At 63.1% G+C, this 13,578-nt stretch carries 13 protein-coding genes; 8 read left to right on the top strand and 5 right to left on the bottom strand.

Annotated elements, in window-relative coordinates; genetic code table 11:
- Positions 1-71 precede the first annotated feature (71 nt).
- The gene (blaOXA, locus tag ACFSQT_RS26145) at positions 72-893 is read left to right on the top strand and encodes a class D beta-lactamase (protein WP_379023571.1); all 822 of its coding nucleotides are present in this window, start codon (positions 72-74) and stop codon (positions 891-893) included.
- Positions 894-897: 4 nt separating this feature from the next.
- Here blaOXA and ACFSQT_RS26140 read toward each other — a convergent pair whose 3' ends face one another.
- Entirely contained in the window at positions 898-1,902 is a 1,005-nt protein-coding gene (locus ACFSQT_RS26140) for an SAM-dependent methyltransferase (RefSeq protein ID WP_379023569.1), read from the bottom strand.
- A gap of 79 nt (positions 1,903-1,981) precedes the next feature.
- On the opposite strand from ACFSQT_RS26140, the gene thrS reads away from it, so the two are divergent.
- Together thrS and ACFSQT_RS26130 are read left to right on the top strand one after the other, a co-directional pair.
- Positions 1,982-3,958 (top strand): threonine--tRNA ligase, encoded by a 1,977-nt coding sequence (gene thrS / locus ACFSQT_RS26135; protein ID WP_379023567.1) that lies wholly within the window; start codon positions 1,982-1,984, stop codon positions 3,956-3,958.
- An 84-nt stretch (positions 3,959-4,042) separates the two neighbouring features.
- Positions 4,043-4,981 carry a lysophospholipid acyltransferase family protein gene (locus ACFSQT_RS26130; protein WP_379023565.1) on the top strand — a complete coding sequence of 313 codons (939 nt, stop codon included), beginning with the start codon at positions 4,043-4,045 and terminating at the stop codon, positions 4,979-4,981.
- Positions 4,982-5,005: 24 nt separating this feature from the next.
- Here ACFSQT_RS26130 and ACFSQT_RS26125 read toward each other — a convergent pair whose 3' ends face one another.
- Complete coding sequence (locus ACFSQT_RS26125; protein ID WP_379023563.1) at positions 5,006-5,971, bottom strand: hypothetical protein; 966 nt, start codon at positions 5,969-5,971, stop codon at positions 5,006-5,008.
- Between the two features lie 158 nt (positions 5,972-6,129).
- Here ACFSQT_RS26125 and ACFSQT_RS26120 point away from each other — a divergent pair, with 158 nt between their 5' ends.
- Together ACFSQT_RS26120 and ACFSQT_RS26115 are read left to right on the top strand one after the other, a co-directional pair.
- Entirely contained in the window at positions 6,130-6,714 is a 585-nt protein-coding gene (locus tag ACFSQT_RS26120; RefSeq protein ID WP_379023561.1) for a nitroreductase family protein, read from the top strand.
- A complete protein-coding gene (locus ACFSQT_RS26115; RefSeq protein WP_379023559.1) occupies positions 6,715-7,323 on the top strand; it encodes a flavin reductase family protein in 609 nt (202 codons plus the stop codon).
- 17 nt (positions 7,324-7,340) lie between these two features.
- Here ACFSQT_RS26115 and ACFSQT_RS26110 read toward each other — a convergent pair whose 3' ends face one another.
- Positions 7,341-8,057 carry a TetR/AcrR family transcriptional regulator gene (locus tag ACFSQT_RS26110; RefSeq protein ID WP_379023557.1) on the bottom strand — a complete coding sequence of 239 codons (717 nt, stop codon included), beginning with the start codon at positions 8,055-8,057 and terminating at the stop codon, positions 7,341-7,343.
- A 139-nt stretch (positions 8,058-8,196) separates the two neighbouring features.
- Here ACFSQT_RS26110 and ACFSQT_RS26105 point away from each other — a divergent pair, with 139 nt between their 5' ends.
- Both ACFSQT_RS26105 and ACFSQT_RS26100 read left to right on the top strand, forming a co-directional pair.
- Positions 8,197-8,871 carry a methyltransferase family protein gene (locus ACFSQT_RS26105; protein WP_379023555.1) on the top strand — a complete coding sequence of 225 codons (675 nt, stop codon included), beginning with the start codon at positions 8,197-8,199 and terminating at the stop codon, positions 8,869-8,871.
- A gap of 186 nt (positions 8,872-9,057) precedes the next feature.
- The gene (locus ACFSQT_RS26100) at positions 9,058-10,959 is read left to right on the top strand and encodes a CASTOR/POLLUX-related putative ion channel (RefSeq protein WP_379023553.1); all 1,902 of its coding nucleotides are present in this window, start codon (positions 9,058-9,060) and stop codon (positions 10,957-10,959) included.
- 7 nt (positions 10,960-10,966) lie between these two features.
- Here the strand turns inward: ACFSQT_RS26100 and ACFSQT_RS26095 are convergent, their stop codons facing one another.
- Entirely contained in the window at positions 10,967-11,842 is an 876-nt protein-coding gene (locus ACFSQT_RS26095) for an HpcH/HpaI aldolase/citrate lyase family protein (RefSeq protein WP_379023551.1), read from the bottom strand.
- On the bottom strand, positions 11,842-12,294 hold the full coding sequence (locus ACFSQT_RS26090) for a MaoC family dehydratase (protein WP_379023549.1): 453 nt from the start codon (positions 12,292-12,294) through the stop codon (positions 11,842-11,844). Before ACFSQT_RS26090 ends, ACFSQT_RS26095 begins: the two co-directional genes overlap by 1 nt.
- Positions 12,295-12,446: 152 nt before the next feature.
- Between ACFSQT_RS26090 and ACFSQT_RS26085 the strand changes: the two genes are divergently transcribed.
- On the top strand, positions 12,447-13,568 hold the full coding sequence (locus tag ACFSQT_RS26085) for a DUF2336 domain-containing protein (RefSeq protein WP_379023547.1): 1,122 nt from the start codon (positions 12,447-12,449) through the stop codon (positions 13,566-13,568).
- Positions 13,569-13,578: the final 10 nt, after the last annotated feature.

Below are 13,578 nucleotides of genomic sequence, written 5' to 3'. Positions count from 1 at the left end.
GCATTTGAGACAAAATCGAGACAAGAGCCCTCGCTAAGCCGCTCGCGAACCCCCTCTGGAGCGAGCATCAAATGCGTAACGTCGACCGTCTTCCCTTCATCTTCGCCGGCATCCTTTTCCTGCTTGCCTGGCTGCTGGGATTTCCGATGCGCGCGCAATCGGCGCCGCTTGGGGATGTGCGGTGCACGCTGATCGCCGATGCGGCGAGCGGCGAGACGCTTTACCAGGATGGGGTGTGCGACCGGCGGTTCAGTCCGGCATCGACGTTCAAGGTGCCGCTGTCCCTGATCGGCTACGATGCCGGCATCCTGAGCGACCAGCATACACCGAGCTGGGACTACAAGCCGGAGTTTGCGGCCGTGAAGCGGGACCAGAAGACCGTCGACCCGACGATCTGGGAAAAAGATTCGATCCTGTGGTACTCGCGTGAAATCACCCGTCGGCTAGGCCAGGAGAGCCTTGCCGGCTATGTCTCGAAATTCGACTATGGCAACAACAACGTTTCCGGCAACCCCGGCAAGAATGACGGCCTGACCCATTCCTGGGTCAACTCCTCGCTCAAGATCACGCCGGTCGAGCAGGTCGATTTCCTGCGCAAGCTGCTTGCCCGCAAGCTGCCGGTGTCGGCCAAGGCCTATGACATGACCAACGCCATCATTCCGACCTTCCAGGCTGGGGACTGGACGGTGCATGGCAAGACCGGCAGCACCAGGCTGGGCAACGAGGCCAGCAAGGACAAGCGCTCGCTCGGCTGGTTCGTCGGCTGGGCGAAAAAGGACGGCCGCCAGATCGTCTTCGCGCGTCTGGTCGTCGACGCCACTCGCGCCGAAATGCCCAAGGGCCTCAAAACGCGAACAGCGTTCCTGAAGGACCTGCCGCTGCTGGTGAAATAGCCATTCAGGTACTTCGGCGCGCGCGGATGAGGTGGCCACCGGCATTGGTCGCCGTTCCCTTCGGTGCCCCGGAAAGGCGGGCGGCGATATCGCCGCTCTCGAGATCTTCGATCTCATCGAATGCGAGGTCGCGGAGCGATTTCGCCAGTTCGCCCGGAACGAAGAAGCTGATCCATGGCTCCCCGACTGCAGCGACGCGCGCCGCATGGAAAGCCAGGGCGGCCTGTCCCGCCGCATCGCGATTCTCAGACGGTTCGCTATAGTCGAACACCACCTCCGAACCGGGGGTGCCGGCGATGCAGGACAGCGTGCTGAAGATCGCGTCTTTCGTCAGGTAAGGCACGACCCCCAGCCAGATGAAGAAGCTCGGCTCGGTCGACTTCAAGCCGGCCGATGCCAGTTCCTCGGGCAGACGCTGCCGTTCGAAATTGACCGGCACGAATGTGGTGGCGGGCGGTTCCGCAAGACCGGCATCAGCGATACATCTGCGTTTCCAGGCTTGGGTTGCCGGATGATCGACTTCGAACACCAAGAGATCCGGGTACGGATTGCGCAGCGAAAACGTGTCGAGGCCGGCACCAAGCACGACGAGCTGGCGGACGCCACGACGCACCGCCGCCGCCAGCCAATCCTCGGCAAAGCGGGCGCGCGCCGCCACAAACAGGCGCATACGCCGGCTGTGGTGATCCTCTTGCGCAAGCTGCTGCTCGGCGGGAGCACCTTCACCGAGAATCGCAATCGCGTAGGGGTCGCGAAACAGCGCCACCTGCGGTGAGACCTGATGGAGGGCCCTCAAGCGCGCGACACGCAGGGCGGTTTGGCTGGGGGACGCATCTTCCATGCCGATAACTCCAGCCCATGCCGACGATGTTCGCAAGCCTTGACGACCAGCCTGCGACGTCTCTGGCGACATTTCCTGACGGCCAGGCCGATCAGCGCTCTTTACCTGGCGCGGCGCTGCCTCTAAAACCCGCCCGCTGCCGGACGCATCCGGCTTTTGCTGATGCATGTCGTAACCGCCAACACTTTGGGGCGACATGCATTTTAACCACCCGCGCTCGTTTGCGGGACTGGATAGGAGATACTGCATGTTGAATTCCGTTTCCCTGACATTTCCCGATGGCTCTGTCCGCGAATACGACGCGGCGATGACCGGCGCCGGGCTTGCCGAATCGATCTCGAAATCGCTGGCCAAGAAGGCGGTCGCCTACAGCATCGACGGCGTCGTGCACGACCTCTCCGACCCGCTCGGCAAGTCCGGCAAGGTCGAGATCGTCACCCGTGACGACCCGCGCGCGCTGGAACTCATCCGCCACGACACGGCACATGTGCTGGCGGAAGCCGTGCAGGAACTGTGGCCGGGAACGCAGGTGACCATCGGGCCGGTCATCGAGAACGGCTTCTACTATGACTTCGCCCGCAACGAGCCGTTCACGCCCGACGATTTCCCGGTGATCGAGAAGAAGATGCGCGAGATCATCGCGCGCAACAAGCCGTTCACCAAGGAAGTCTGGTCGCGCGACAAGGCGAAAAAAGTGTTTGCCGACAAGGGCGAGCGCTACAAGATTGAGTTGATCGACGCCATTCCCGAGGACCAGGACCTCAAGATCTACGCGCAGGGCGACTGGTTCGACCTCTGCCGTGGCCCGCACATGGCCTCGACCGGGCAGATCGGCAACGCCTTCAAGCTGATGAAGGTGGCCGGCGCCTATTGGCGCGGCGACTCGAACAACCCGATGCTGACGCGCATCTACGGCACCGCCTGGGCCGACCAGGCGCAGCTCGAAGCCTACCAGACGATGCTGGAAGAGGCCGAGAAGCGCGACCACAGGAAACTCGGCCGCGAGATGGACCTGTTTCATTTCCAGGAAGAAGGGCCGGGCGTCGTCTTCTGGCACGCCAAGGGCTGGAAGATGTTCCAGAACCTGGTCAACTACATGCGCCGCCGCCTCGACGAGCAGGGCTATCAGGAAGTCAACGCGCCGCAGGTGCTCGACAAGAGCCTGTGGGAGACCTCAGGTCACTGGGGCTGGTATCGCGATGCGATGTTCAAGGTGACGGTCGCCGGCGACGATACCGACGACGATCGCGTGTTCGCACTGAAGCCGATGAACTGTCCGGGGCATGTGCAGATTTTCAAGCATGGGTTGAAGTCCTATCGCGATCTGCCCGTAAAACTTGCGGAATTCGGCAACGTGCATCGCTATGAACCATCCGGCGCGTTGCATGGGCTGATGCGCGTGCGCGGCTTCACGCAAGACGATGCGCACATCTTCTGCACCGAGGAGCAGCTGGCGTCCGAGTGCCTGCGCATCAACGATCTGATCCTGTCGACCTATGCCGATTTCGGTTTCGACGAGATCAGCGTGAAGTTGTCGACGCGGCCGGACAAGCGCGTCGGCACCGACGAGGCGTGGGACCACGCCGAGGCGATCATGGGCAGCGTGCTGGAGACGATCAGGACGCGATCCGGCAATCGCATCAAGACCTCGATCAATCCGGGCGAGGGCGCCTTCTACGGGCCGAAATTCGAATATGTGCTGAAGGATGCCATCGGTCGCGAGTGGCAGTGCGGCACGACGCAGGTCGACTTCAACCTGCCGGAACGATTTGGCGCCTTCTATATCGGCTCGGATTCGGAGAAGAAGCAGCCTGTCATGGTGCACCGCGCCATCTGCGGTTCGATGGAGCGTTTTCTCGGCATCCTGATCGAGAACTATTCCGGCCATTTCCCGCTGTGGTTCGCGCCGCTGCAGGTGGTGGTGGCGACGATCACCTCGGACGCCGACGACTATGCGAGCGAGGTGGTGGCAAAGCTTAAGGCCGCCGGGCTGTTGGCGGAAGCGGATCTGCGCAACGAGAAGATCAACTACAAGGTCCGCGAACATTCGCTGGCCAAGGTTCCGGTCATCCTCGTCTGCGGCAAGCGCGAGGCGGAAGAGCAGACGGTCAACATGCGCCGGCTGGGCTCGCGCGACCAGGAATCGCTTGGCCTTGCCGAGGCGATCGCACAATTGACCGAAGAGGCCGCTACGCCCGATCGCCGGCGCAAGCGCGCTGCTTGATCGGCATGGTTCCGACGACATGGCGGTGGAGCGATCCACCGCCATTTTCATATCCCTGTCACGCCAACCTTGTAACGAGCCCTTATGCTCAAGCTGAAATTGCGCGAACGACCCTTTCCCGAGCTTTCCTATGCCAATCCGCGCCAGCCGGCGCTGACGCGCTGGTTCATTCATTCGGTCGAAGGCCTGTCGGGCCGCGACCGCTACACAGCACTTTATGATTTCTGGCGCCGCCAGATCGTCCCGACCGGCGAGCGCGTGTTCAGCCGCATGCTCGACCTGATCGACGTCCGGGTGCGGACCGCCGACCAGTGGCCGCCGGCAAAGCTGCCCGACACGCCGCTGGTCATCGTCGCCAACCATCCTTTCGGCATCGGCGACGGCATTGCCGTGCTTTCGCTGGCCGAGCAGCTTGGGCGGCCGTTCCGGGTGATGATCCACAAGGACCTGCTCAAGATCCGCGAGATGGAGCCCTATTCACTGCCGATCGACTTTTCCGAGACCAAGGACGCGCTGAAGAACAACATGGCCGTGCGCCACGAGGCGGTGCGGCTGTTGAAAGAAGGCGTCACCATCGTGGTGTTTCCGGCTGGCGGCGTCGCCACCGCGCCGAAGGGCTTTGGCCGGGCGCGCGACCTGCCGTGGAAGATGTTTCCGGCCCGTCTCGTTCAGGATGCCAAGGCGTCGGTCATTCCGATGCATTTTTCCGGGCAGAACGGCCGGCTGTTCCATCTGGTCAGCGGCCCGATGAACATGGCCGAGAGCGATGGCCGCCTGGCGAAATTCGTCGGTAAGGCCTCGCTGACGCTGCGCACTTCGCTGCTCATCCGCGAATTCGCGCGACTGTCAGGCAAGGCGATCGAGGTGCGCGTCGGCGATGTGCTGAACTGGAGCGAGTTGGAACCGCTGCGTGACCGCAAGGCCTTGCTCGACCGCCTTTATCGCGGCGTCTTCGATCTGGCGCCAATCGTGGCGCGTCGCCGCATTCCGTTCCTGCCGGCGCGGGCCAAGCTGGCGGCCTGAAATCGGCAGGCCTGCGATGGAACGTCAATCGGCACCTTCTTCAGGATCCATCGCCGCGGCCTCGGTGGCCAGAACCTCGATTTCCTGGTTCTGTCCGGCAACGACCGTAAAATCCTTCTGGTAGATGCGGTCGCGGTTCTTGGCGATGATGGTGTAGTCGCCCTCGGCGAGCACCATCGAGGCGAAGGCGCCGACGGATTCCTTGATCGGATCGCCGGATTCGTTGAGCAGCGACCAGGACGTGTCGGCGATCGCCTCGCCACCGGCTTCGCGCACCAGCTTCATCGTGATCTCGGCGGCATGATGCTCGACGGTGGCTTCGGTGAGCTTGCCGGCTTCGACGCGGATGTCGGAGCGGATGACCGCGTTGACCGCGCCATAGGTCGAGACGACATGGTAGGTGCCGGCGTTGAGCCGCACCACGCTGTTGGGTTCGACATCGGGGATGATCAGTGCGCGCTCGCCATTCTGCGCAGCAGTGCCTTCGTAGATCGAAAAGCGCAGGTTCTTCGGCGGAATGCGCACCCCGCCGGACAGAACAGCGTCGAGCTTGAGGCCGCCGGCGTCGAGCACAAGGCTTTCGCGCTTGGCGTCCTTGCCGACGACAGTGATGCGCTTGGTAGCGCCCGCCCGGCCGTAGGAGGCATGAACCAGATAGCTGCCGGGTTCGAGCTGGAAGACGGCGGTGCCGCCATGCGCGGAGGCGACCATCGGCAATTTGCCGTTGACGGCCTCGGGCTTGAAGACGCGCCAGACGATGCCCCGGGTGATGTCGGCGCCCTTGTCGGTCAACTGGGCGGACAGGGTGATGGCGCCGCCGCTTCCGAGCGCCAGCGATCTTTCGCTTTTCGGCGTCGCATAGCTCGAAATACCGGGAAGCTTGAGATCGCCGACACCGTCCGTGTTCTGGGCCAAGGCGAGCGAAACCGGCGCCATGAACAGCAAGGCGCCGAGCCAGACCAGGAAAACACGCAGAGTCCCCTCAAACATGCCTTGCGTTGAAGCCCATGGCGGTGGCAATTTCAAGGCTTAAGAGTCCAGGTGATACGACTCTTCCGTCCGGCGCGCCTCGCGCCAATGCCCGAGCCGCCCGAATTCCCGATGGTGCGCTTCCGCTCAAAACAGAATGTTTTAGGAGACTTGCGCCCATGGCGTCGCCGATCATCGACTTCCTGCTGACCCGAAACTCCGCACCGATCCCTGATTTGAAGGAGCCGGCGCCGAGCGATGCGGAGATCGCGACGATGATCACTGCCGCCTCGCGAGTGCCTGATCACGGCCGGCTAGAACCCTGGCGCTTCATCCTCTATCGTGGCGACGCCCGCATCGAGATCGGCAGACAACTGGCGGCACTTGCCGAGCGGCGGGAGGGGCCGTTGCCGGAAGGCCGCCGCAACCAGGAACTGGCGCGGTTCTCGCGTGCGCCGCTGGTGATCGGCGTCGTGTCGATCCCCAGGGAGAATGCAAAAATCCCGCAGTGGGAGATGTTCCTGTCGGGCGGCATGGCGGCGATGAACCTGATGATATCAGCCAATGCCCTGGGCTATGGCACCAACATGATCAGCAACTGGTATTCGGATGTGCCGGAGGGCAGGGCGCTGCTGGGGCTGGCACCGCAGGAGCGCGTCATTGGCTTCGTCCATATCGGCTCCTACGCCGGCCCGGCGCCGGAGCGCCCGCGCCCCGATCCGGCGAAGCTCTATGCCGATTATTCGGGGCCGTGGGCGGGCTGAATGTTCTACGAACCGTCAAAGGGCCACGGGCTGCCGCACGATCCTTCCAAGGCGATCGTGGCACCGCGCCCGATTGGCTGGATTTCGACGCTGAACGGAGCCGGCGAGATCAATCTCGCGCCGTATTCGTTCTTCAATGCCGTTTCGACGCGGCCCTTCATCGTCTGGTTTTCCTCCGAAGGCGAAAAGGACAGCGCCTCCTTCGCGCAGGAAACCGGCGAGTTTGTCGCCAATCTGGTCAGCCGCGATCTCGCGGAAAAGATGAATCGCACGTCGGTCGACGCGCCGCGCGGCGTCAATGAGTTCGCCTATGCGGACCTTGCCATGGCGCCGTCACGCCTCGTCGCGCCGCCGCGCGTGGCGGCGGCACCGGCCGCGCTCGAATGCCGGGTGACCGAAGTCTTTCGGCCTAGGGCGCTGGACGGATCGCCGACGAGCGCTGTCGTCGTCGCCGGCGAAGTGGTTGGCGTGCACATCGACGATACCTTCCTGAAGAATGGTCTTTTCGACATCACCAAGGCCGGCAATGTCGCCCGTCTCGGCTATATGGACTATGCCAGCGTCAACGAGCTGTTTTCGATGCGCCGGCCGCGCTGGGGCAAGGAATAGACATCCAGGCCTTGCAGTCACCGTGCCTTGCCGGCGCTCGTTCGCCGCCTGGCTGTCATGACGACGCGCACGTAGCCGGGCTCGCCGATCCGAATGCTTCCGTCGGGGAGGCCGAGTATGCGGTCGAGCGCGATCTCGTAGAGCCTGACACGATTCTCAAGGGCTTCGATCGCGATGTCCATGTCGGCGTCGCTGCCGCCGGCGATCGCCTTGGCGATGACGCCATGCGTGGCCATGCCGAACTGCATGACGATGTCGGCGACGCCTTCCGGGTCGAATGTCCTGAAAGTGCCGTCTTCGACACCTTGCCTGATGATCTTGACCAGCAAGGGCGAAAACGACGCGCTGGCCGCCAGATTGATACGGTGGAAAAGCACCAGGTTATCAGGTCGAAACAGCGTCTCGAAAAGAGGCCAGGTTTCGGGCGCAGTATCGATCTTGGCCCGCCGCGACTGGGCAAGCAGGCCATTCAGGCGACCGAGCGGATCAAGACCAGGATCGTCGAGTACGTCTTGTACGCCAGCCAGTGCCTGTCTGGCGAAGCGCTCGGCAAGCGCCTCCAGAAGGGCCTCCTTGGAAGGGAAGTAGTGATAGAAAGCGCCTTTGGACGCGCCGGCAGTTGTGATGACCTCGTTGAGGCTGGCTTTTTCATAGCCAAGCGTCAGGAACAGAGCCTGGGCGTGGTCCAGAAGTTCTTCTCGCCTGATTTCCGGGTGCTTGATGACACGTGGCATGACCAAACCTTCTGCACGCGATGGCCGTTGCCGTCCAGTACGATGTCGACGTTCGCTTGAATAACAGACCGACGGTCGGTATAATAGACCGATGGTCTAATTCAGCCAAGCTGGCGGGGCATATCGCGGAAGGTTTGTCATGATCTCGAAGTTGATTCTCCAGACGTTCGTGTGGTTCGGCGTTATGGGCGCGTTGCTCTTCCTGTCGGCTGGCACGCTGAACTGGCCGGGGGCATGGGTGTTCCTGGTGGTCATGGTGGGGCTCAGCCTCACCATGGGTGTGGCGTTGGCCAGGCGCGATCCCGGGCTGATGAATGAGCGGCTAGGCCCTCCCATCCAGAAGAACCAGACCGCGGCCGACAAGGTCCTGTTGACCGTACTGCTGGCCGCTATCTTTGGTTGGCAGGCCCTGATGGGGTTCGACTTGCGTTTCGGCTGGTCCGCGGTTCCCGTTTGGGTGCAGGTGATCGGCGCGCTGGTCCTGCTGCTCGGAATCTGGATTTGCTACCTTACGATGCTGGAGAACAGTTTTGCGGCGCCCGTCGTGAAGATCCAGGACGAACGCGGACAGCGTGTCATCAGCACGGGTCCCTACAGCTACGTCCGTCATCCGATGTATGCCGGCGCTATTTTCTTCTTCGCGGGTACGGCGCTCCTGCTCGGCTCCTGGTGGGGGCTGGCATCGGTGCTCGTGTTCGTCGCTCTTCTGGCCGTCCGCATATTCATCGAAGAGAGAACGCTTCGGACTGGCTTGCGAGGCTATGACGACTATGCGGTCCAGGTTCGCTACCGCCTGATTCCGCGGATCTGGTAGCGGTTCTGCGTTTCCGTGAATCGATGACGACGCCAGGCGGGTGGCGGGTTCGCCATCCCAGTGGATTCGATAGCCGTGAACACGTGAAAGCGATTCCCCTTTAACCAAACACACGCTAAGAGAGCGGCTCGGCGATGCGTTGGGGTTGGCGCATCGACCTTGGGGATATTGCGGGGCATCGGCGACATGAAGAAACGAGATTCGCTGGGAACCCGGCTGCGCTACGGATTCGACAAGAGCATGGCCGCCGGTCCGATCGCGCTGATCGGGTGGCTCGCCGTCCTTTCCCTGCTGATCATCATCGCCGCCGCGGGTTTCCTTGCGGTGACCCGCATCGCGCCGGAAGGCGGCGAGCCGCTGAACTTTTTCGAAGCGTTCTGGGAATCGCTGATGCGCACGCTCGATTCCGGCACGATGGGCGGTGACACCGGCTGGGCCTTCCGTCTCGTCATGCTGTTCGTCACGCTTGCCGGCATCTTCGTGGTGTCGGCTCTCATCGGCGTGCTCAGCGCCGGCGTCGACAGCAAGCTAGATGAATTGCGCAAGGGCCGTTCGCGGGTGCTGGAGACCGATCACACCATCATCCTCAACTGGTCTCCGTCGATCTTCGACGTCATCTCCGAACTCGTCATAGCCAATGCTAGCCGTCGCCGTCCGCGCATCGTCGTCATGGCGAATATGGACAAGGTCGAGATGGAGGACGAGATCGCGGCCAAGGTCGGCAAACTGGGCAACACGCGCATCATTTGCCGCAGCGGCGACCCGACCGATCTCTACGACCTGGCCATCGTTAATCCGCAGACCTCGCGGTCGGTCATTGTGCTGTCGCCGGACAGTGACGATCCGGATTCACAGGTCATCAAGACGGTGCTGGCGCTGGTCAACGACCCGAACCGGCGCACCGCCCCTTACAACATCGCCGCCGAGATCCGCGATGGCAAGAACGCCGAAGTCGCCCGCGTCGTCGGCGGAACCGAGGTACAGCTCGTGCTGGCAGACCAGCTGATCTCGCGCATTGTCGTGCATTCGAGCCGGCAGTCGGGTCTCAGCAGTGTTTATTCGGAGCTGCTCGATTTCGACGGCTGCGAAATCTACACGGCCGAGCAGCCGGACCTCATCGGCAAGACCTTCGGCGAGGCGGTGATGGCGTATGAGCACTGTGCGCTGATCGGGCTTTGCGACCGCAACGGGCGCGTCTATCTCAACCCGTCGTCGAACCAGGTGATCCGCAAGGGCATCCGCGCCATTATCATCGCCGAGGACGATGCCGCGATAAAGCTGGGAAGCACCGGGATCAAGATCGACGCGGCTGCGATCCTCGGCCCGCGACCCGTCGAGACGAAGCCGGAGCGCATGCTGGTCCTCGGCTGGAACCGGCGCGGTCCGATCATCACCTATGAACTGTCGCGCTACGTCGCGCCCGGTTCGACCCTGACCATCGCCGCCGATACGCCCGGCCTCGAGCAGGAAGTCGCCGAGCTGCCGGTCGCCGGCGACAATCTGTCGGTTTCCTGCCGCGTCATCGACACGTCGAGCAGCACCGCGCTGGCAAGCCTGGACGTGCCTTCCTACGACCACGTGCTCGTCCTTGGCTACAGCGAAACCATGGCAGCGCAGCCCGCCGATACGCGCACGCTGGTGACGCTGCTGCATCTGCGCAAGATCGCGGATGATGCCGGCCTGCACATCAACGTCGTCAGCGAGATGATCGACGTGCGCAACCGGGAGCTTGCGGCAGTGACCAAGGCTGATGATTTCGTCGTCAGCAACAGGCTGGTCAGCCTGATGCTGGCGCAGGCGTCCGAGAACCACCACCTCGCCGCGATCTTCGATGACCTGCTCGACGAGAAGGGCTCCGAAATCTACATGCGTCCGGTCGCCGACTATGTCGCGATCGACCAGCCGTTGACCTTCTGGACGATCGCGGAATCGGCGCGGTTGCGCGGCGAGATCGCCATAGGTTACAGGCGCATCCGCGCCGGAGAGGCCGACCAGCGGGCGCTGGGCGGCGTCACCGTCAACCCGCTGAGGGCGGAAGCGCTGGCCTATCTGCCGGAAGACCGGATTATCGTGCTGGCGCGGGACTGAGGAACCATTAAATCCCGGCTGCCTTGGCCCGAACCAGAAGACGTTCGGCCAGCCGCAGGTGCGGGCGGTCATACATCTTGCCGTCTATGCCGACGACGCCGGGATTTCCCGCCGCCGCGAACGCCGCGACGATTGCCGCCGATTGTCTGACCGCCTCGGCAGAGGGCGTGAAGGCAGCGTTGATGACGGGCACCTGATCGGGGTGGATCGCCATCTTGCCGGTGAAGCCATCCCGCTCGGCCTCGGCGCATTCCGCTTCGAAGGCCGCCATGTCGCGAAAATTCGGGAATACGGTGTCGATCGCCGCGACTTCCGCCGCACCCGCGGCAAGGATGGTCATCAGGCGAGCGTGGCGGAACACGTCCGTGTAGCGGCCGCGCTCGTCGCGGGCGGTGCGCGCGCCGAGCGCCGCCGACAGGTCTTCCGCGCCCCAGGTGAGGCCGGCAAGCCGCGCGCTTGCGCCAGCATAGGTCGCCGCCGCCAGCACGCCCGCCGGTGTTTCGGTGATGATCGGCAGGATCTTGATCGCGCCGTCGGCCAGGTCGTTTTCGGCCTCGTGCACCCTGAGCTTTGCCGAGAGATGCTGCACGTCCTGGCCGTTGTTCGACTTGGGCAGCATGATGCCGTCGGGCTTGGCTGAGACAAGCGCCGCCAGATCGTCATCCGTCATGCCTGTCGACAGATCGTTGACGCGCACGTAGATCGTTGAACCGGTTTGCGCCCTGCGGTCGGTGATGAAGCGTGCCGCGATCTCGCGCGCCAGCGCCTTGTTTCGTGGCGCAACGGAATCTTCGAGATCGACGATGACCACGTCGGCGCCGGCGCCAAACCCCTTTTCCAGCTTCCTTTCGGAATCGCCGGGAACGAACAGCAGAGAACGCATCAGGCGGCCTTCTTCAGCATCATCGCTTGCCTCGTGCATTTGGCGACGAGATCGCCGTGCTGATTATAGGCGCGATGTTCGAATTCGACGATGCCGCGATCGGGCTTCGACCTAGACTCGCGCACTGAAATCACCGTCGTTTCGACACGGATGGTGTCGCCATGGAATACCGGATGCGGAAAGACGGTTTCCTTCATGCCGAGATTGGCGACCGTGGTGCCAACGGTGATGTCGTTGACAGAAATGCCGATCATCAGGCCGAGCGTGAACAGCGAGTTGACCAGCGGCTTGCCCCATTCGCTCTTGGCGGCGAAATCGAAGTCGATATGCAGCGGCTGCGGGTTCAGCGTCATCACCGAAAACAGCATGTTGTCGCTCTCGGTGACGGTCTTGCGCAGCGTGTGCTGGAAGACGCGGCCGACGACGAACTCTTCCAAATAAAGCCCGGCCATATCGTGCTCCTCTGCTGCCTATGGGGGTGATAGGCGCTGCATTCGGGGCTCGCAAGCCAGTTAATGAACATGGTGAACCGTTCGTAAACCTTTTCTGCCTACCGTCTGCACGGGGCCAGAAGCGTTCTGGCAAGGGGCGTAAGCAGGCGGGTATGGTTGTTTCGCATTTTTTGAGATGGATTTGCACCGCCAGGGTCTCGGAGCGCGCTGCCGCGGCCAACGCGCTGGCCCGAGCCTATGTCAATTCCGACCTGCCTTTCGAGGATCGCTGTGCCGCCGAGGCGGCGCTCACGCTGCTGCTCGACGATGCTTCCTCGAAGGTACGGCTGGCGATGGCCGAAGCGCTGTCGATGAGCCAACACGCGCCGTTGCAGATCATCAGCGCGCTGGCCTCCGACCAGCCGGAAGTCGCCGGCGTGGTGCTGGCGCGTTCGCCTCTGCTCACCGACGCCGACCTGATCAACCGCGTGGCCAGCAGTCCGAAAGCGACGCAGAAATTGATCGCCGACCGGCCGTTCGTCTCGATGGCGCTGTCGGCGGCGATCGCCGAGATCGGCGAGGCGGAAGCCTGCGCCGTGCTGCTCGCCAATAGCGGCGCCGACATCGCCTCGCTCAGCTTCCGCCGCATGGCCGAACGCTACGGCCATCTGCCCCTGGTGCGCGAGGCGCTGATATCGGACGCCCGCCTGCCTGCCGACTGCCGGCATATGCTGCTCGTCAAGCTCGGCGAGATGCTGAAAACGTCGCCGCTGGTCATGGCCTTGATGGGTGCGGCGCGAGCCGACCGCGTCATGCGCGATGCATGCGTCAAGGCATCGGTGACGCTGATCGAAGGCACGCGCCAGGAAGAACATCCGGCGCTGATCGAGCATCTCAGGCTGCGCGGCGATCTCACCGCCAGCTTCCTCATCCGCACCATCACGCATGGCAAGGTCGATTTCTTCGGCTCGGCGCTGGTCGCGCTCAGCCAACAGTCCGAACAAAGGGTGAGGGCGCTTCTGGCCGGCGGGCACGATGTGGCTCTGCAGGCGCTGTTTCGCAGCGCAGGCCTCGCCGCCGCCACGCATGCCATCATCCTGCGCGCGCTCAAAATCTGGCGTGAGGTCGCCAATGGCAAGCGTGTCGCCGGTGTGCAGGAGGTCAGCTGGCTGATGCTCAGGGAATTGGGCGGCCAGTCGGCGGAAGGCGATCTCGCGGCCTTGATCAAGTCGATCCATCTCGACGCACTGCGTGAGAATGCGCGTGGTCACGCGCTGGCGATCGCTGCGGCTTGAAGTAAATCTC

The organism is Mesorhizobium calcicola (assembly GCF_042682105.1).
Taxonomy (GTDB): Bacteria; Pseudomonadota; Alphaproteobacteria; order Rhizobiales; family Rhizobiaceae; genus Mesorhizobium; species Mesorhizobium calcicola.
Note: the sequence above shows the minus strand (reverse complement) of the source record. Positions and strands in the feature narration are given on the sequence as shown.